The 18,739-nt window shown below is 61.4% G+C and carries 16 protein-coding genes and 2 tRNA genes; 17 read left to right on the top strand and 1 reads right to left on the bottom strand.

Features of this window, described 5'->3' with window-relative positions; genetic code table 11:
- Positions 1-54: 54 nt before the first annotated feature.
- From dnaK to DFS21_RS25495, 7 genes are all read left to right on the top strand, one after another.
- Positions 55-1,980, top strand: coding sequence for a molecular chaperone DnaK (dnaK, locus tag DFS21_RS25465; protein ID WP_102683185.1), 1,926 nt, complete (start codon positions 55-57; stop codon positions 1,978-1,980).
- 212 nt (positions 1,981-2,192) lie between these two features.
- Entirely contained in the window at positions 2,193-3,317 is a 1,125-nt protein-coding gene (gene dnaJ, locus DFS21_RS25470; RefSeq protein ID WP_102683186.1) for a molecular chaperone DnaJ, read from the top strand.
- A 13-nt stretch (positions 3,318-3,330) separates the two neighbouring features.
- Entirely contained in the window at positions 3,331-4,137 is an 807-nt protein-coding gene (dapB, locus tag DFS21_RS25475; protein ID WP_102683187.1) for a 4-hydroxy-tetrahydrodipicolinate reductase, read from the top strand.
- A gap of 226 nt (positions 4,138-4,363) precedes the next feature.
- Positions 4,364-5,500 carry a glutamine-hydrolyzing carbamoyl-phosphate synthase small subunit gene (carA, locus tag DFS21_RS25480; protein WP_102683188.1) on the top strand — a complete coding sequence of 379 codons (1,137 nt, stop codon included), beginning with the start codon at positions 4,364-4,366 and terminating at the stop codon, positions 5,498-5,500.
- A gap of 105 nt (positions 5,501-5,605) precedes the next feature.
- Positions 5,606-8,827, top strand: a complete 3,222-nt coding sequence (gene carB / locus DFS21_RS25485; protein WP_031314636.1) for a carbamoyl-phosphate synthase large subunit — start codon at positions 5,606-5,608, stop codon at positions 8,825-8,827.
- A complete protein-coding gene (gene greA / locus DFS21_RS25490; protein ID WP_011532131.1) occupies positions 8,824-9,306 on the top strand; it encodes a transcription elongation factor GreA in 483 nt (160 codons plus the stop codon). Before carB ends, greA begins: the two co-directional genes overlap by 4 nt.
- Positions 9,284-9,721: an MFS transporter gene (locus DFS21_RS25495; RefSeq protein WP_102683190.1), complete on the top strand. Its 438-nt coding sequence runs from the start codon at positions 9,284-9,286 to the stop codon at positions 9,719-9,721. The genes greA and DFS21_RS25495 overlap by 23 nt, the downstream gene beginning before the upstream one ends.
- 24 nt (positions 9,722-9,745) lie before the next feature.
- Here the strand turns inward: DFS21_RS25495 and DFS21_RS25500 are convergent, their stop codons facing one another.
- Positions 9,746-10,054, bottom strand: a complete 309-nt coding sequence (locus DFS21_RS25500; RefSeq protein WP_102683191.1) for a YhbY family RNA-binding protein — start codon at positions 10,052-10,054, stop codon at positions 9,746-9,748.
- A 102-nt stretch (positions 10,055-10,156) separates the two neighbouring features.
- Here DFS21_RS25500 and rlmE point away from each other — a divergent pair, with 102 nt between their 5' ends.
- The 10 genes from rlmE to nusA all read left to right on the top strand — a co-directional run bounded on the left by rlmE (position 10,157) and on the right by nusA (position 18,739).
- Entirely contained in the window at positions 10,157-10,783 is a 627-nt protein-coding gene (gene rlmE / locus DFS21_RS25505; RefSeq protein ID WP_011532133.1) for a 23S rRNA (uridine(2552)-2'-O)-methyltransferase RlmE, read from the top strand.
- A gap of 203 nt (positions 10,784-10,986) precedes the next feature.
- Positions 10,987-12,894 (top strand): ATP-dependent zinc metalloprotease FtsH, encoded by a 1,908-nt coding sequence (gene ftsH, locus DFS21_RS25510; protein WP_038706866.1) that lies wholly within the window; start codon positions 10,987-10,989, stop codon positions 12,892-12,894.
- Positions 12,895-12,902: 8 nt separating this feature from the next.
- Positions 12,903-13,754: a dihydropteroate synthase gene (folP, locus tag DFS21_RS25515; protein WP_110701752.1), complete on the top strand. Its 852-nt coding sequence runs from the start codon at positions 12,903-12,905 to the stop codon at positions 13,752-13,754.
- Between the two features lie 16 nt (positions 13,755-13,770).
- Positions 13,771-15,111 (top strand): phosphoglucosamine mutase, encoded by a 1,341-nt coding sequence (gene glmM, locus DFS21_RS25520; RefSeq protein WP_110701750.1) that lies wholly within the window; start codon positions 13,771-13,773, stop codon positions 15,109-15,111.
- A 66-nt stretch (positions 15,112-15,177) separates the two neighbouring features.
- Entirely contained in the window at positions 15,178-15,933 is a 756-nt protein-coding gene (gene tpiA / locus DFS21_RS25525; RefSeq protein ID WP_110701748.1) for a triose-phosphate isomerase, read from the top strand.
- A 3-nt stretch (positions 15,934-15,936) separates the two neighbouring features.
- Complete coding sequence (gene secG, locus DFS21_RS25530) at positions 15,937-16,329, top strand: preprotein translocase subunit SecG (protein ID WP_046854066.1); 393 nt, start codon at positions 15,937-15,939, stop codon at positions 16,327-16,329.
- Between the two features lie 20 nt (positions 16,330-16,349).
- Positions 16,350-16,435, top strand: a tRNA-Leu gene (locus DFS21_RS25535).
- Between the two features lie 98 nt (positions 16,436-16,533).
- Positions 16,534-16,610: transfer RNA gene (locus DFS21_RS25540), tRNA-Met, on the top strand.
- Positions 16,611-16,739: 129 nt separating this feature from the next.
- Positions 16,740-17,198, top strand: a complete 459-nt coding sequence (rimP, locus tag DFS21_RS25545) for a ribosome maturation factor RimP (protein WP_158539583.1) — start codon at positions 16,740-16,742, stop codon at positions 17,196-17,198.
- Positions 17,199-17,257: 59 nt separating this feature from the next.
- Entirely contained in the window at positions 17,258-18,739 is a 1,482-nt protein-coding gene (gene nusA / locus DFS21_RS25550; RefSeq protein WP_038706865.1) for a transcription termination factor NusA, read from the top strand.

Raw genomic sequence — 18,739 nt, forward strand, 5'->3', positions numbered from 1 at the left:
CGCAGTTGGCCAAAGCAGTCGCTGCTACCAAATTCAAGTTTCGGGAGAATCAACATGGGTAAAATCATCGGTATCGACCTGGGGACCACCAACTCCTGCGTCTCCGTGCTGGAAAACGGCACTGCCAAGGTCATCGAGAACGCCGAAGGCGCGCGCACCACGCCTTCGATCATCGCCTACGCCAACGACGGCGAGATCCTGGTTGGCCAGTCGGCCAAGCGCCAGGCGGTCACCAACCCGCACAACACCCTGTTCGCGGTGAAACGTCTGATCGGCCGCCGCTTCGAAGAAGATGTCGTACAGAAAGACATCAAGCTGGTGCCTTACAAGATCGTCAAGGCCAACAATGGTGACGCCTGGGTCGAGGCTGCCGACAAGCAGATGGCTCCGCCGCAGATCAGCGCCGAAGTCCTGAAGAAAATGAAGAAGACCGCCGAAGACTACCTCGGCGAGCCGGTCACCGAAGCGGTCATCACCGTGCCGGCCTACTTCAACGACAGCCAGCGCCAGGCGACCAAGGACGCCGGCCGCATCGCTGGCCTGGACGTAAAACGCATCATCAACGAGCCGACCGCCGCTGCGCTGGCCTACGGCATGGACAAGGGCAAGGGCGACCATACCGTCATCGTCTATGACCTGGGTGGTGGTACCTTCGACGTATCGGTCATCGAAATCGCCGAAGTCGACGGTGAGCACCAGTTCGAAGTGCTGGCCACCAACGGTGACACCTTCCTGGGTGGCGAAGACTTCGACATGCGCCTGATCGACTACCTCGTCGACGAGTTCAAGAAAGAGTCCGGCATGGACCTGAAGAACGATCCCCTGGCCCTGCAGCGCCTGAAAGAAGCCGCTGAAAAGGCCAAGATCGAGCTGTCCTCGGCTCAGTCGACCGACGTCAACCTGCCGTACATCACTGCAGATGCAACTGGTCCGAAGCACCTGAACGTGAAGATCTCCCGCGCCAAGCTGGAGTCGCTGGTCGAAGACCTGGTCAACCGTACCATCGAGCCATGCCGCATCGCCCTGAAGGACGCCGGCATTGATGCCAGCAAGATCGACGACGTGATCCTGGTCGGTGGTCAGACCCGTATGCCGATGGTGCAGAAAGCCGTTGCCGACTTCTTTGGTAAAGAAGCGCGCAAGGACGTCAACCCGGACGAAGCCGTTGCCATGGGTGCCGCCATCCAGGGTGCCGTTCTGGCCGGTGACGTGAAGGACGTGCTGCTGCTGGACGTCAGCCCGCTGACCCTGGGTATCGAAACCATGGGTGGCGTGATGACCGCGCTGATCGAGAAGAACACCACCATCCCGACCAAGAAGTCGCAGGTGTTCTCGACCGCCGACGACAACCAGGGCGCCGTGACCATCCACGTGCTGCAGGGCGAGCGCAAGCAAGCTTCGCAGAACAAGTCGCTGGGCAAGTTCGACCTGGCCGATATTCCGCCGGCTCCACGCGGCGTACCGCAGATCGAAGTGACCTTCGACATCGACGCCAACGGCATCCTGCACGTCGGTGCGAAGGACAAGGCTACCGGCAAGGCGCAGTCGATCGTGATCAAGGCCAACTCCGGTCTGTCCGACGAAGAAATCGAGAAAATGGTGCGTGACGCCGAGGCCAACGCCGAGGAAGACCGCAAGTTCGAAGAGCTGGCCGCCGCCCGTAACCAGGGTGATGCGCTGGTCCACTCGACCCGCAAGATGGTCACTGAAGCGGGTGACAAGGTCACCGCCGAAGAGAAGACTGCCATCGAGGCCGCCGTGGTTGCCCTGGAGGCCGCCGTCAAGGGCGACGACAAGGCTGCCATCGACGCCAAGGTCGAGGAGCTGTCCAAGGTTTCGGCCCCTGTTGCCCAGAAGATGTACGCCGAGCAACAGGCCGAGCAACCGCAGGGCGGCGCCCAGCAGGCCGAACCGGAAGCCAAGCACGACGACGTGGTTGACGCCGAGTTCGAAGAAGTAAAAGACAACAACAAGCAGTAAGTCCTGCATGTTGTCGCCCAGTTCACCGTCGTTTGCCGGTGAGCTGGTAGGATGTCGCCGCGCGGGGGCTTGCTCCCGCGTTGGCGTGTCTGGAACACGAGAATTATTTACAGCATCTGTCTGGGCGCATTCGCGTATGGCGGCAGGTGCTGACGGCATGGCGCACCGATGCGCAGAGGTATGCCGAACGCCCCCAAGAGTGCAAATGACCTATGGCAAAGCGTGATTTTTATGAAGTCCTGGGTGTCGAGCGTGGCGCCAGTGAAGGTGATCTGAAGAAGGCCTACCGCCGTCTGGCGATGAAGTACCACCCTGACCGCAACCCGGGTGATAAAGAGTCGGAAGACCTGTTCAAGGAAGCCAACGAGGCCTACGAAGTGCTGTCGGATGCCAGCAAGCGTGCGGCGTACGACCAGTACGGCCACGCCGGCGTCGACCCGAGCATGGGTGGCGGCGGTGCCGGTTTCGGTGGTGCCAACTTCTCCGATATCTTCGGTGATGTCTTCAGTGATTTCTTCGGCGGTGGCCGTGGTGGTGGTCGTGGCGGCGCCCAGCGTGGCAGTGACCTGCGCTACACCCTCGAGCTCAATCTCGAGGAGGCGGTGCGCGGTACCACGGTCAATATCCGCGTCCCTACGCTGGTCAACTGCAAGCCGTGCGACGGCTCCGGCGCCAAGAAGGGCTCGACCCCGTCGACCTGCCCGACCTGTGGCGGTATCGGTCAGGTGCGCATGCAGCAGGGCTTCTTCGCGGTGCAGCAGACGTGCCCGCGCTGCCATGGCCAGGGCAAGATCATCACCGACCCTTGCGGCTCGTGCCACGGCGAAGGTCGTGTCGAGGAATACAAGACCCTGTCGGTCAAGGTGCCGGCTGGCGTCGATACCGGCGATCGCATCCGCCTGTCCGGCGAAGGCGAGGCGGGTGCCCATGGCGGTCCGACCGGTGACCTGTATGTGGTCGTCAATGTGCGCGAGCACCCGATCTTCCAGCGCGACGGCAAGCACCTCTACTGCGAAGTACCGATCAGCTACACCGACGCCGCCCTGGGTGGCGAGCTGGAAGTGCCGACCCTCGATGGTCGCGTGAAGCTGAAAATTCCCGAAGGCACCCAGACCGGCAAGCAGTTCCGCTTGCGTGGCAAGGGTGTGGCGCCGGTGCGCGGTGGTGCGGCAGGCGACCTGCTGTGCCGCGTGGCGGTGGAAACGCCGGTCAACCTCAGCCGTCGCCAGCGCGAACTGCTCGAAGAGCTGCGTGACTCGCTCGAGGGTGACAGCTCCCATTCGCCCAAGGCCAGTGGCTGGTTCGAGGGTATGAAGCGCTTCTTCGGCGATCTCTGAGAAGGAACAGGCTATGCGACGTATTGCGGTAATGGGCGCGGCGGGGCGGATGGGCAAGACCCTCGTCGAGGCCGTGCAGCAGCAGGCGCCCCTGACGGGCCTGACGGCGGCGATCGACCGCCCGGACAGCTCGCTGGTCGGGGCTGATGCCGGTGAGCTGGCGGCCCTGGGGCGTATCGGCGTGCCGATCTGTGATGACCTGGCCAAGGTTGCCGACGAGTTCGATGTGCTGATCGACTTCACGCATCCTTCGGTGACCCTGAAGAACCTGGCGTTCTGCCGCAAGGCGGGCAAGGCCATGGTTATCGGCACCACCGGTTTCACGCCGGAAGAGAAAGAGCTGCTGGCAGAGGCGGGCAAGGAGATCCCGATCGTCTTCGCCGCGAACTTCAGCGTGGGTGTGAACCTCAGTCTCAAGCTGTTGGACATGGCGGCCCGGGTGCTGGGCGATGATGTGGATATCGAGATCATCGAGGCCCATCACCGGCACAAGGTCGACGCGCCGTCGGGGACCGCGCTGCGCATGGGTGAAGTGGTTGCCAATGCGTTGGGGCGCGACCTGCAGGAAGTGGCGGTTTATGGTCGTGAAGGCCAGACCGGTGCTCGTGATCGCAAGACCATCGGTTTCGCCACCGTGCGTGCCGGTGATGTGGTCGGTGATCACACCGTGCTGTTCGCCGCCGAAGGCGAGCGCCTGGAGATCACCCACAAGGCCTCCAGCCGCATGACGTTCGCCAAGGGCGCCGTGCGCGCTGCGCTGTGGCTGGAAGGGCGTGAGCCTGGCCTGTACGACATGCAGGACGTGCTCGAGCTGCGTTGATGCCGCGGGGCTGCCTGGCAGCCCCTTGTCGCATTGGTGTGTTTTAGAGGCACATCTACGGTAGACCGAAAACGCACTTTTCTGTAAGCTACAGCTTTAGTGTGTCCACTAAAAGCGCGCAGCGAATTGAATTCAGCACTTAAAAGCGGGGTGACGTGTCCATACGTCACTCCGCTTTTTTGCAACCTGCGATCGCCCTTTCATGCTTGATTTACGGGAGGTCTTCTTGACAAAGCCAGCCATACTCGCCCTTGCCGACGGCAGTATTTTTCGCGGTGAAGCCATTGGTGCCGACGGTCAGACCGTTGGCGAGGTGGTATTCAACACCGCTATGACCGGCTACCAGGAAATCCTTACAGACCCTTCCTACTCGCAGCAAATCGTCACCCTGACCTACCCGCACATCGGCAATACCGGCACCACCCCGGAAGACGCCGAATCCAACCGCGTCTGGTCCGCTGGCCTGGTCATCCGCGACCTGCCGCTGCTGGCCAGCAACTGGCGCAACACCCAGTCGCTGCCTGAGTACCTCAAGGCCAACAACGTTGTCGCCATCGCCGGCATCGATACCCGCCGCCTGACCCGTATCCTGCGTGAAAAGGGCGCCCAGAACGGCTGCATCCTCGCCGGTGACAACATCACCGAAGAGCAGGCCATCGCCGCTGCCCGTGCCTTCCCGGGCCTGAAGGGCATGGACCTGGCCAAGGTCGTTTCCACCAAGGAGCGCTACGAGTGGCGTTCCAGCGTGTGGGAGCTGAAGACCGACAGTCACCCGACCATCGATGCTGCCGACCTGCCGTACCACGTGGTTGCCTTCGACTACGGCGTCAAGCTGAACATCCTGCGCATGTTGGTCGCGCGTGGTTGCCGCGTCACCGTGGTGCCTGCCCAGACCCCGGCCAGCGAAGTGCTCGCGCTCAACCCCGATGGTGTGTTCCTGTCCAACGGCCCTGGTGATCCGGAGCCATGCGACTACGCCATCCAGGCGATCAAGGAAATCCTCGAGACCGAGATTCCGGTCTTCGGTATCTGTCTCGGCCACCAGCTGCTGGCCCTGGCCTCCGGCGCCAAGACCGTGAAGATGGGCCACGGCCACCACGGTGCCAACCACCCGGTCCAGGACCTGGATACCGGTGTGGTCATGATCACCAGCCAGAACCACGGCTTTGCCGTCGACGAAGCCACCCTGCCAGGCAATGTTCGCGCCATCCACAAGTCGCTGTTCGACGGCACCCTGCAGGGTATCGAGCGCACCGACAAATGCGCGTTCAGCTTCCAGGGCCACCCTGAAGCGAGCCCGGGCCCGACCGACGTCGCGCCACTGTTCGATCGTTTCACCGATGCCATGGCCAAGCGCCGCTGAGCATCCTGCTTCAAGGCCCCGGGCCGGCTTGTGCCGTGCCCGGAAGCGCCTGACCCAGATTGTTCAAAGCGGCTTGCCGACTGACCCCGGATTTGAGTGACCACCATGCCAAAACGTACAGACATCAAAAGCATCCTGATTCTCGGCGCTGGCCCGATCGTGATCGGCCAGGCCTGTGAGTTCGACTATTCCGGCGCCCAGGCCTGCAAGGCCCTGCGCGAGGAAGGTTTCCGCGTCATCCTGGTGAACTCCAACCCAGCCACCATCATGACCGACCCGGCCATGGCCGACGCCACCTACATCGAGCCGATCAAATGGCAATCGGTGGCCAAGATCATCGAGAAAGAGCGCCCGGACGCCGTCCTGCCGACCATGGGCGGCCAGACCGCGCTGAACTGCGCCCTGGACCTGGAGCGCCATGGCGTTCTGGAAAAGTTCGGCGTGGAAATGATCGGCGCCAACGCCGACACCATCGACAAGGCCGAAGACCGCTCGCGCTTCGACAAGGCCATGAAGGACATCGGCCTTGAGTGCCCGCGCTCGGGTATCGCACACAGCATGGAAGAGGCCAATGCGGTCCTCGAGAAGCTCGGCTTCCCATGCATCATCCGCCCGTCCTTCACCATGGGCGGCACCGGTGGCGGTATTGCCTACAACCGTGAAGAGTTCGAAGAAATCTGCACCCGTGGTCTGGACCTGTCGCCGACCAAGGAACTGCTGATCGACGAATCGCTGATCGGCTGGAAGGAATACGAGATGGAGGTGGTCCGCGACAAGAAGGACAACTGCATCATCGTCTGCTCCATCGAAAACTTCGACCCGATGGGCGTGCACACCGGTGACTCGATCACCGTGGCTCCGGCACAGACCCTGACCGACAAGGAATACCAGATCATGCGCAACGCCTCGCTGGCGGTGCTGCGTGAAATCGGTGTCGAGACCGGCGGTTCCAACGTGCAGTTCGGCATCTGCCCGAACACCGGCCGCATGGTTGTGATCGAGATGAACCCGCGTGTTTCGCGTTCGTCCGCCCTGGCCTCCAAGGCCACCGGCTTCCCGATCGCCAAGATCGCCGCCAAGCTGGCCATCGGCTACACCCTCGACGAACTGCAGAACGACATCACCGGTGGCCGTACCCCGGCGTCCTTCGAGCCGTCGATCGACTACGTCGTTACCAAGCTGCCACGCTTCGCCTTCGAGAAATTCCCCAAGGCCGACGCCCGCCTGACCACCCAGATGAAGTCTGTCGGTGAAGTCATGGCCATCGGCCGTACCTTCCAGGAATCCCTGCAGAAAGCCCTGCGTGGCCTGGAAGTCGGCGCCTGCGGCCTCGACCCGAAAGTCGACCTGGCCAGCCCGGAAGCCGCCAGCATCCTCAAGCGCGAACTGACCGTGCCGGGTGCTGAGCGTATCTGGTACGTGGCCGACGCCATGCGTTCGGGCATGACCATCGAGGAAATCTTCCAGCTGACCGGCATCGACCTGTGGTTCCTGGTGCAGATGGAAGATCTAATCAAGGAAGAAGAGAAGGTCAAGACCCTGGCCCTGTCGGCAATCGACAAGGACTACATGCTGCGCCTCAAGCGCAAGGGCTTCTCGGACCAGCGCCTGGCCAAGCTGCTCGGCATCACCGACAAGAACCTGCGCCGTCACCGCCACAAGCTGGAAGTGTTCCCGGTGTACAAGCGCGTCGACACCTGCGCCGCCGAGTTCGCCACCGACACCGCCTACCTGTACTCGACCTACGAGGAAGAGTGCGAGGCTAACCCGTCGACCCGCGACAAGATCATGATCCTGGGCGGTGGCCCGAACCGTATCGGCCAAGGCATCGAGTTCGACTACTGCTGCGTGCACGCAGCGCTGGCACTGCGTGAAGACGGTTACGAGACCATCATGGTCAACTGCAACCCGGAAACCGTCTCCACCGACTACGACACCTCCGACCGTCTGTACTTCGAGCCGCTGACCCTCGAAGACGTGCTTGAAGTCTGCCGCGTCGAGAAGCCGAAGGGCGTCATCGTCCACTACGGCGGCCAGACCCCGCTGAAACTGGCCCGTGCCCTGGAAGAAGCCGGCGTGCCAATCATCGGCACCAGTCCGGACGCCATCGACCGCGCCGAAGACCGCGAGCGTTTCCAGCAGATGGTTCAGCGCCTGAACCTGCTGCAGCCGCCAAACGCCACCGTGCGCAGCGAAGATGAAGCCATCAAGGCGGCCGGCACTATCGGCTACCCGCTGGTGGTGCGCCCGTCCTACGTACTGGGCGGCCGCGCGATGGAGATCGTCTACGAACTGGACGAGCTCAAGCGCTACCTGCGTGAAGCGGTGCAAGTGTCCAACGACAGCCCGGTGCTGCTTGACCACTTCCTCAACTGCGCCATCGAGATGGACGTGGATGCGGTCTGCGACGGTACCGACGTGGTGATCGGCGCGATCATGCAGCACATCGAGCAGGCCGGCGTTCACTCCGGTGACTCGGCGTGCTCGCTGCCACCTTACTCGCTGAGCAAGGAAGTGCAGGACGAAGTCCGCGTACAGGTCAAGAAAATGGCCCTGGAGCTGGGCGTGGTCGGCCTGATGAACGTGCAGCTGGCCCTGCAGGGCGACAAGATCTACGTGATCGAGGTCAACCCGCGCGCCTCGCGTACCGTGCCGTTCGTGTCCAAGTGCATCGGCACCTCGCTGGCGATGATCGCCGCGCGCGTCATGGCTGGCAAAACCCTGAAAGAACTGGGCTTCACCCAGGAAATCATCCCGAACTTCTACAGCGTCAAGGAAGCCGTCTTCCCGTTCGCCAAGTTCCCGGGGGTTGACCCGATCCTCGGCCCTGAGATGAAATCCACCGGTGAAGTCATGGGTGTCGGCGACAGCTTCGGTGAAGCCTTCGCCAAGGCCCAGATGGGCGCCAGCGAAGTACTGCCGACCGGCGGTACCGCGTTCATCAGCGTGCGCGACGACGACAAGCCACAAGTGGCTGGCGTTGCTCGCGACCTGATCGCCCTGGGCTTCGAAGTGGTTGCAACTGCAGGCACCGCCAAGGTTATCGAAGCGGCCGGCCTGAAAGTGCGCCGTGTGAACAAGGTGACCGAGGGTCGCCCGCACGTGGTCGACATGATCAAGAACGACGAAGTGTCGCTGATCATCAACACCACCGAAGGCCGCCAGTCGATCGCCGACTCCTACTCGATTCGTCGCAATGCGCTGCAGCACAAGATTTACTGCACCACCACCATTGCGGCCGGTGAAGCCATCTGCGAGGCGCTGAAATTCGGTCCGGAAAAGACCGTTCGTCGCCTGCAGGATCTGCATGCAGGACTCAAAGCATGAGCATTACCAAGTACCCGATGACCGTCCAGGGCGCTCGCGCCCTGGAAGAAGAGCATCTGTTCCTGAGCAAGACCGAGCGCCCGCGCCTGAGCCAGGCTATCGGTGAGGCCCGCGAGCTGGGCGACCTCAAGGAAAACGCCGAATACCATGCCGCCCGTGAGGAGCAAGGCATGGTCGAGGCGCGTATCCGCGATATCGAAGGCCGCCTGCAGAACTCGGTGGTGATCGACGTCACCACCATCGCCCACACCGGCAAGGTGATTTTCGGCACCACCGTGGTGCTGGCGAACACCGAGACCGATGAAGAGGTGACCTACCAGATCGTCGGCGAGGATGAAGCCGACGTGAAGCAGGGCAAGCTCTCCAGCGGTGCGCCGATCGCCCGTGCCATCATCGGCAAGGAAGAGGGTGATACTGTCGTCGTCAAGACGCCAAGTGGCACGGTCGAGTACGAGATTGTCGAAGTCAAGCACATCTGACCGGCGCCTGCGGGCGCCATCCCTCGAGGGGATCCTCTGGCAGCTGGCCCAGGTTTTCTGGGTCGGTGGCTTGTGGGTGTTCCACGTGGGGTTGGTGCCGGCGCTCAAGGTCAGTGGCCTTGCGCCGTTGCTGGTGCAGGATATTGCCGTGCAGATCGACCGTTGGTTGATCGGCGTGGCGCTGCTCGGGCTGTTGACCCAGCTGGCAGTATTGGCCAGGGTGGATGGCCTGGCGGCCTGGTGGCGGCAGTTCCGTGGGCAGATGCTGCTGCTTGGCTTTGCTGCCTGTCTCAGCTACTACACCCTGCGCTACGGGATCTCCGTGGGTGAGCGCTGGCAGATGTTCTGCTTTTTGGTGCTGGGCTTCTCCGGCATCGTGCTGGTGGCCCAGCCGGTTCCGGTCAGGGCGCGCTAGGCGCGCCACTGATCGGCGCCACTGTTACTTGTAACGGTGGATGTTGGACAGCTGCTTGTTCGGCTGTGGGTTCTTGCGGTAGATCAGCGCTTTCTTGCCGATGGTCTGCACCAGTTCGGCGCGGCCGACCTTGCACAGTTCGGCAATCGCGGCGGCGCGCTCTTCACGGTCTTCCGAACGGATTTCGACCTTGATCAGCTCGTGATCGGCCAGGGCGCGCTCCAGTTCGGCGGCGACGCCTTCGTTCACACCGTTGCCAGCAACGATCAGGACCGGCTTCAGGTCATGACCAATGGACTTGTATTGCTTCTTCTGCTCGTTATTGAGCGGCATAATCTGACCCTTTTCGTCTGATTCTGTAAAATTGACGGGCATTTTACCCGAGGGCCCCTGGCTCCGCCCAGTCAAACACGACGCATATCATCGAGGTGCCCCGTGGTACAACGTTCCAAAAGCAGCGCAAACTGGCTGCGAGAGCATTTCAACGATCCTTTTGTGAAACAGGCGCAGAAGGATGGCTACCGCTCGCGTGCGAGCTACAAACTGCTGGAGATCCAGGAAAAAGACCGCCTGATCCGCCCCGGCATGAGCGTGATCGACCTCGGCGCAGCGCCAGGTGGCTGGTCGCAGGTGACCAGTCGTCTGATTGGCGGCCAAGGGCGGTTGATCGCCTCGGACATCCTGGAAATGGACTCGATCCCGGACGTTACCTTCATCCAGGGCGACTTTACCCAGGACGAAGTGCTGCAGCAGATCCTGCAGGCGGTCGGTGATTCGCACGTAGACCTTGTGATTTCCGATATGGCCCCCAATATGAGTGGTACGCCCGCGGTGGACATGCCGCGTGCCATGTTCCTCTGCGAACTGGCCCTGGATCTGGCGACCCGCGTGCTCAAGCCCGGCGGGGATTTCCTGATCAAGATCTTCCAGGGCGAGGGTTTCGACATGTACCTGAAGGACGTGCGCAGCAAGTTCGACAAGGTGCAGATGCGCAAGCCGTCGTCCTCGCGGGATCGTTCCCGCGAACAGTACCTGTTGGGCAAGGGTTTCAAGGGAGCGTGAAAGGCGTGCTGCGGGGTTGCCGATAGTTATTTCCAATCGGCGGCTCCGTCTGGATCGTCCGAACTTCGTGTAGTCTAGCTTTCACAAAGGGTTACAGACGGTGCCTGCGGATGCGTGGGTAATGTAGTAAGTTAGGGCGATGAATATCATGCGAGGCACGGCTGCGTCGTGCGCCGGCCTCAGAGGGTAGCGAATTGAACGACATGGCAAAGAATCTGATCCTCTGGTTGATCATCGCCGCCGTCCTGGTGACGGTGATGAACAACTTCTCGAGCCCTAACGAGCCGCAGACCCTCAACTATTCCGACTTCATCCAGCAGGTCAAGGATGGCAAGGTCGAGCGCGTGACCGTCGACGGCTACATCATTACCGGCAAGCGCACCGACGGCGACAACTTCAAGACCGTCCGCCCAGCCATCACGGATAACGGCCTGATCGGCGACCTGGTCGATAACCACGTCACCGTCGAAGGCAAGCAGCCTGAGCAGCAGAGCATCTGGACGCAACTGTTGGTCGCCAGCTTCCCGATTCTGGTGATCATCGCCGTGTTCATGTTCTTCATGCGCCAGATGCAGGGCGGTGCCGGTGGTAAAGGCGGCCCGATGAGCTTCGGCAAGAGCAAGGCGCGCCTGCTGTCCGAAGACCAGGTCAAGACTACCCTGGCTGACGTTGCCGGTTGCGACGAGGCCAAGGAAGAAGTTGGCGAGCTGGTCGAGTTCCTGCGTGACCCTGGCAAGTTCCAGCGCCTGGGTGGCCGCATCCCCCGCGGTGTGCTGATGGTCGGCCCGCCCGGTACCGGTAAGACCCTGCTGGCCAAGGCCATCGCCGGCGAAGCCAAGGTGCCGTTCTTCACCATTTCCGGTTCCGACTTCGTCGAGATGTTCGTCGGCGTGGGTGCCAGCCGCGTGCGCGACATGTTCGAGCAGGCCAAGAAGCACGCGCCATGCATCATCTTCATCGACGAGATCGACGCCGTCGGCCGCCACCGTGGCGCCGGCATGGGCGGCGGTCACGACGAGCGAGAGCAGACCCTGAACCAGTTGCTGGTCGAAATGGATGGCTTCGAGATGAACGATGGCATCATCGTCATCGCCGCCACCAACCGTCCCGATGTGCTCGACCCGGCGCTGCTGCGCCCGGGCCGCTTCGACCGCCAGGTGGTGGTCGGCCTGCCGGACATCCGTGGTCGTGAGCAGATCCTCAAAGTGCACATGCGCAAGGTGCCAATCGGCGAGAACGTCAACGCGGCGGTCATCGCCCGCGGTACCCCTGGCTTCTCCGGTGCCGACCTGGCCAACCTGGTCAACGAGGCGTCGCTGTTCGCTGCCCGTTCCAGCAAGCGCGTGGTCGAGATGAAGGAGTTCGAGCTGGCCAAGGACAAGATCATGATGGGCGCCGAGCGCAAGACCATGGTCATGTCCGAGAAAGAGAAGCAGAACACCGCTTACCACGAAGCTGGTCACGCCATCGTCGGCCGTGTCGTCCCCGAGCATGATCCGGTGTACAAGGTGTCGATCATTCCGCGTGGTCGTGCCCTGGGTGTGACCATGTTTCTGCCGGAAGAAGACCGTTACAGCCTGTCCAAGCGTGCGCTGATCAGCCAGATCTGCTCGCTTTACGGCGGTCGTATCGCTGAAGAGATGACCCTGGGCTTCGACGGTGTGACCACTGGCGCCTCCAACGACATCATGCGTGCGAGCCAGATTGCCCGGAACATGGTCACCAAGTGGGGCCTGTCCGAAAAACTCGGGCCGCTGATGTACGCCGAAGAAGAGGGCGAGGTGTTCCTCGGCCGCAGCGCGGGTAGCCAGCATGCCAGCGTTTCCGGCGAGACGGCGAAGATGATCGACTCCGAAGTGCGCAGCATCATCGACCAGTGCTATGCCACGGCCAAGCAGATTCTCACCGACAATCGCGACAAGCTCGACGCCATGGCCGAGGCATTGATGAAGTACGAAACCATCGATGCCGACCAGATCGACGACATCATGGCTGGCCGCACTCCGCGTGAGCCACGTGACTGGGACAACGATGCCGGGACCTCTGGCAAGCAAGCTTCCCAGGATGATCGTCCGGAGTCGCCGATCGGCGGTCCAGCGGCTCAACACTAAGGGCATCTATGAGCTCTAAGCAGTACCCGGCCCGGTTGCCTTGTGGCAACCGGGTTCTTGATTTGTCCCGTACCCATGTCATGGGTATTCTCAACGTCACCCCAGACTCGTTCTCCGATGGTGGGCGCTTCAATCAGCGCGACGAGGCCCTGCGTCATGCTGAAGCCATGGTTTCAGCGGGTGCTACGCTGATCGATGTCGGAGGCGAGTCCACCCGGCCTGGTGCGCGAGCGGTATCCCCGCTCGAGGAGTTGGAACGCGTCGCGCCGATCGTCGAAGCGATCAACAGTCGGCTCGACGTGGTCATCTCGGTCGATACCTCCACGCCTGCGGTCATGCGCGAATCCGCGCGCCTCGGTGCTGGCTTGATCAACGATGTGCGCGCCCTGGAGCGCGACGGTGCGCTTGATGCCGCGGCGGACACCGGCTTGCCGGTGTGTCTCATGCACATGCGCGGCGAGCCGGGCAACATGCAGGACAATCCGCAGTATGAAGATGTGACAGCCGATGTTACGCGCTATCTTGAACAGCGTATGGCCGCCTGCGCGGCGGCTGGCATCGGGGCTGAGCGCATCCTCCTCGACCCGGGGTTCGGCTTTGCCAAGACCCTCGAGCACAACCTCAGCCTTTTCAAACACATGGAAGCGCTCTATCGCCTCGGGAGGCCGCTTCTGGTGGGCGTCTCGCGCAAGAGCATGATCGGCCTCGCGCTGGGTCGCCCCGTAGGTGAGCGCCTGTACGGTAGCCTGGCGCTGGCGGCATTGGCCATGACCAAGGGTGCGAGCATCCTGCGAGTGCATGACGTGGCGGAAACCGTCGACGTGGTGCGCATGATCGCGGCCGTGCAGTACGCCGAATAAGAACATTGGAGTCACTATGAGCAGAAAATACTTTGGTACCGATGGTATCCGTGGTCGCGTTGGCCAGTTCCCCATCACCCCGGACTTCATGCTGAAACTCGGCTGGGCGGCTGGCATGGCGTTCCGCAAGCAGGGAAATTGCCGTGTGCTGGTCGGCAAGGACACGCGTATCTCGGGTTACATGTTCGAGTCCGCGCTGGAGGCCGGCCTGTCTGCGGCCGGCGCCGATGTGATGCTGCTCGGGCCGATGCCGACGCCTGCCATCGCTTACCTGACGCGCACTTTCCATGCTGAAGCGGGTATCGTCATCAGCGCCTCGCACAATCCGCATGATGACAACGGCATCAAGTTTTTCTCCGGCGCCGGTACCAAGCTGCCGGACGAAGTCGAGCTGATGATCGAGGAACTGCTCGACCAGCCGATGACCGTTGTCGAGTCCAGCAAGCTGGGCAAGGTTTCGCGTATCAACGACGCGGCGGGGCGCTATATCGAGTTCTGCAAGAGCAGCGTGCCCAGTAGCACCAGCTTCGATGGCCTCAAGATCGTGGTGGACTGCGCGCACGGCGCCACCTACAAGGTCGCGCCGAGCGTGTTCCGTGAGCTCGGTGCCGAAGTCACGGTACTGCACGCAGCGCCAGATGGCCTGAACATCAACGAGGGCTGTGGTTCGACCCATATCGAGTCGCTGCAGGCCGCGGTGCTGGTCGGGCATGCGGACATCGGCATCGCCTTCGACGGCGACGGTGACCGTGTGTTGATGGTCGACCACACCGGCACTATCGTCGACGGCGACGAGTTGCTGTTCATCATTGGCCGCGACTTGCAGGAGCGCGGCAAGCTGCAAGGCGGCGTGGTCGGTACGTTGATGAGCAACCTGGGCCTGGAGTTGGCGTTCAAGGAGCTTGATATTCCGTTCGTGCGCGCCAAGGTGGGTGATCGCTACGTGATGGCCGAGCTGCTCGAGCGCGAATGGCTGCTGGGTGGCGAAAATTCCGGGCATGTCGTCTGCGGTAGCCACACCACCACGGGAGACGCGATCATCGCCGCGCTGCAGGTGCTGATGGCGCTCAAGCGCCGAGGCGAGAACCTTGCCCAGGCACGCCAGGCGGTGCGCAAATGCCCTCAGGTGCTGATCAACGTGCGTTTCGCCGCAGGCAAGAGCGATCCCCTGGAAAATCCGTTGGTCAAAGAGGCCAGCGCCAAGGCGACCGAGGCCATGGCCGGTCGCGGCCGTGTGCTGCTGCGCAAGTCGGGTACCGAGCCTCTGGTGCGGGTGATGGTAGAGGGTGACGACGAAACCCAGGTGCGCGGCCATGCCGAAGCCCTGGCCAAGCTCGTTGAAGAAGTTTGTGCCTGAAAGAGGCTTGCCAGCGCAGATCGGGTTGGGTAAGATCTGCGCCCACTTTGACCGACGAGGTAAAGCATGCGTCGCCCCATGGTAGCTGGTAACTGGAAGATGCACGGTACCCGCGCCAGCGTCGCTGAGCTGACTCAGGGGTTGGGCAACATGCTCATTCCCGACGGTATCGAAGTCGCGGTGTTTCCACCGGCCCTGTTCATCAATGAAGTTGTTGATGGGCTGAAAGGCAAGGGGATCATCGTTGGAGCACAGAATTCTGCGGTACAGCCCGAGCAGGGCGCACTGACCGGTGAAGTTGCACCGAGTCAGTTGTCAGAAGTCGGTTGCAAGTTGGTGTTGATCGGCCATTCGGAGCGTCGCCAGATTATCGGCGAAAGTGACGAAGTGCTGAATCAAAAGTTTGCAGCCGCACAGAAAAGTGGTTTGACGCCAGTGCTCTGTGTAGGGGAAACTCTCGCCGAGCGTGATGCAGGCAAGACGCTCGAAGTTGTAGGGCGTCAACTAAGCAGTGTAATCGACGCGTTCGGTATCGCCGCTTTTGCCAATGCAGTAATTGCCTATGAGCCTGTATGGGCCATTGGTACAGGTTTGACGGCCTCGCCCCAGCAAGCGCAGGATGTGCATGCAGCCATCCGCAAGCAGTTGGCGGAAAAGGACGCCGAAGTTGCCCGCAAGGTGCAGCTTCTCTACGGCGGCAGCGTGAAGGCGGCTAATGCGGCCGAACTGTTCGGCATGCCGGATATCGATGGGGGGCTCATTGGTGGAGCGTCCCTGAATGCAGACGAATTCGGTGCAATTTGTCGCGCCGCAGGAAACTGAAAAATGCTGGAAACAGTCGTAGTTGTTTTTCATCTGTTGGCAGCACTGTCACTGGTAGTCATGGTGTTGTTGCAGCAGGGTAAAGGTGCGGAAGCAGGTGCATCTTTCGGCGCAGGTGCTTCAAATACTGTGTTCGGAAGCCAAGGTTCCGCTACCTTTTTGAGTAAAGTTACTGCTATACTTGCCGCCACTTTCTTTTTGACTGCACTTGGGTTAGGATACTTCGCCAAGCAGCAGGCTCACCAGCTGACTCAAGCTGGTCTGCCAGATCCAGCAGTGCTGGAAGTCAAAGAGCAAAAGCCGGCAGTCAATGATGATGTACCGGTGCTCCAGCAGCAGAAGAGTGAAACCACCAACTCTGGTGATGTACCTCCTCCAGCCAAAGAGCAGCAGTAACGGGTTTCAAATGTAGTATTGCCGAGGTGGTGGAATTGGTAGACACGCAACCTTGAGGTGGTTGTGCCCATAGGGTGTAGGGGTTCGAGTCCCCTTCTCGGTACCAATTGAAGCATGAGAGCCCGCTTTAGCGGGCTTTCTTGCAGGTGGAGGTCGGATTGACCCAGCAAAGGGTTCAGTCTTATACTTTCGCCCCAGCTTTGTCGCGGGGTGGAGCAGCTTGGTAGCTCGTCGGGCTCATAACCCGAAGGTCGTTGGTTCAAATCCAGCCCCCGCAACCAGCTTCAGCAGAGCCCCTTTTCAGGGGCTTTTTGCTAGCCGAACAGTTTTGGCGTCGTTGTCCAACGGCGCTTTCAGGGATGGGCGCTTCGCCCATTTTTTATTTGCACAGCATGCACGAGGGGGTTCAGGTGTCGAGCAAGCTAGAACAGTTGCAGGCCTTGTTGGCCCCGGTTGTCGAGGGCCTGGGCTACCAATGCTGGGGGATCGAATACGTCTCCCAAGGCAAGCATTCGGTACTGCGTATCTATATCGACAAGGAAGGCGGCATCCTGGTGGAAGACTGCGAAGCCGTCAGCCGTCAGGCCAGCGCCATCCTCGATGTGGAAGATCCGATCAGCTCTGAATATACCCTCGAGGTGTCCTCTCCAGGCATGGACCGCCCGCTGTTCACCTTAGAACAGTTTGCAGCGCATGCCGGCGAGCAGGTGAAGATCAAGCTGCGTACGCCCTTCGAGGGCCGTCGTAACTTCCAGGGCCTTCTCCGCGGTGTGGAGGAGCAGGATGTGGTGGTCCAGGTGGACGATCAAGAGTTCCTGTTGCCGATCGACTCGATCGACAAGGCCAATATTATTCCCAGTTTTGACTGAGACGTGCCGGGCCCGGCGGATGTTCCGGGGCCAATGGCTTGCGCAAGGCGAGGCGTACGATGAGCAAAGAAGTACTGCTGGTTGTTGAATCGGTATCCAACGAGAAAGGTGTACCGCCAGGCGTCATTTTCGAAGCGCTGGAAGTGGCCCTGGCCACTGCAACCAAAAAACGTTTTGAGGACGAAGTCGACCTGCGTGTGGAAATCAACCGCCACACCGGTAGCTACGAGACCTTCCGCCGCTGGACCGTGGTCGACGAAAACGACCTGGACGATCCGGCGATCGAGACCTGGCTGGAAAAGATCCAGGACACGCACCCGGATGCCAAGATCGGTGACGTGATCGAAGAGAAGATCGAGTCGATCGAGTTCGGTCGCATCGCCGCGCAGACCGCCAAACAGGTCATCGTGCAGAAGGTCCGCGAGGCCGAGCGCGCCCAGGTGGTCGATGCCTACCGCGAGCGCGTGGGCGAGATCATCTCCGGTACTGTCAAGAAGGTCACCCGCGACAACGTCATCGTCGACCTGGGCAACAATGCCGAGGCGCTGCTGGCGCGTGAAGACATCATTCCCCGTGAGACCTTCCGTGTCGGCGTGCGTCTGCGTGCGCTGCTCAAGGAAATCCGCACCGAGAACCGCGGCCCGCAGCTGATCCTGTCGCGCACCGCGCCGCAGATGCTGATCGAGCTGTTCCGCATCGAAGTGCCGGAAATCGCCGAAGGCCTCATCGAAGTCATGGCCGCCTCCCGTGATCCGGGTTCGCGTGCCAAGATCGCCGTCCGCTCCAAGGACAAGCGCATCGACCCGCAGGGTGCCTGTATCGGCATGCGTGGTTCGCGCGTCCAGGCCGTATCCGGCGAGCTGGGTGGCGAGCGTGTGGATATCGTCCTCTGGGACGAGAACCCGGCGCAGTTCGTCATCAACGCCATGTCGCCGGCAGAGGTTGCCGCGATCATCGTTGACGAGGACGCCCATGCGATGGATATCGCCGTTGCCGAGGACAACCTGGCCCAGGCGATTGGCCGTGGTGGCCAGAACGTCCGCCTGGCCAGCCAGCTGACCGCATGGACCCTGAACGTGATGACCGAGAAGGACATCCAGGCCAAGCAGCAAGCTGAAACCGGCGACATCCTGCGTAATTTTGTCGAGGAACTGGAAGTCGACGAGGAGCTGGCACAAGTGCTGGTCGACGAAGGCTTTACCAGCCTCGAAGAAATTGCCTACGTACCGTTGGAAGAAATGCTCAACATCGATGGCTTTGACGAGGAAATCGTCAATGAGCTCCGCGCTCGAGCCAAGGACCGTTTGTTGACCAAGGCCATCGCTACCGAAGAAAAACTGGCAGACGCCCATCCGGCCGAAGACCTGCTCTCCCTTGAGGGCATGGACAAGGACCTGGCGGCGGAACTGGCGGTGCGCGGCGTGGTTAACCGCGAAGACCTGGCCGAGCAGTCGATCGACGACCTGCTCGACATCGACGGCATCGACGAAGAGCGTGCCGGCAAGTTGATCATGGCCGCCCGAGCCCACTGGTTCGAGTAA

The sequence above is a fragment of the Pseudomonas sp. 2848 genome, from assembly GCF_003253945.1.
GTDB lineage: Bacteria > Pseudomonadota > Gammaproteobacteria > Pseudomonadales > Pseudomonadaceae > Aquipseudomonas.

What these genes read in the sequence shown, in the direction of transcription:
- dnaK (WP_102683185.1), top strand. Translation starts at nt 55, where the DNA reads ATGGGTAAAATCATCGGTATCGACCTGGGGACCACCAACTCCTGCGTC.
- dnaJ (WP_102683186.1), top strand. Translation starts at nt 2,193, where the DNA reads ATGGCAAAGCGTGATTTTTATGAAGTCCTGGGTGTCGAGCGTGGCGCC.
- dapB (WP_102683187.1), top strand. Translation starts at nt 3,331, where the DNA reads ATGCGACGTATTGCGGTAATGGGCGCGGCGGGGCGGATGGGCAAGACC.
- carB (WP_031314636.1), top strand. Translation starts at nt 5,606, where the DNA reads ATGCCAAAACGTACAGACATCAAAAGCATCCTGATTCTCGGCGCTGGC.
- greA (WP_011532131.1), top strand. Translation starts at nt 8,824, where the DNA reads ATGAGCATTACCAAGTACCCGATGACCGTCCAGGGCGCTCGCGCCCTG.
- DFS21_RS25500 (WP_102683191.1), bottom strand. Translation starts at nt 10,054, where the DNA reads ATGCCGCTCAATAACGAGCAGAAGAAGCAATACAAGTCCATTGGTCAT.
- ftsH (WP_038706866.1), top strand. Translation starts at nt 10,987, where the DNA reads ATGGCAAAGAATCTGATCCTCTGGTTGATCATCGCCGCCGTCCTGGTG.
- folP (WP_110701752.1), top strand. Translation starts at nt 12,903, where the DNA reads ATGAGCTCTAAGCAGTACCCGGCCCGGTTGCCTTGTGGCAACCGGGTT.
- glmM (WP_110701750.1), top strand. Translation starts at nt 13,771, where the DNA reads ATGAGCAGAAAATACTTTGGTACCGATGGTATCCGTGGTCGCGTTGGC.
- tpiA (WP_110701748.1), top strand. Translation starts at nt 15,178, where the DNA reads ATGCGTCGCCCCATGGTAGCTGGTAACTGGAAGATGCACGGTACCCGC.
- secG (WP_046854066.1), top strand. Translation starts at nt 15,937, where the DNA reads ATGCTGGAAACAGTCGTAGTTGTTTTTCATCTGTTGGCAGCACTGTCA.
- nusA (WP_038706865.1), top strand. Translation starts at nt 17,258, where the DNA reads ATGAGCAAAGAAGTACTGCTGGTTGTTGAATCGGTATCCAACGAGAAA.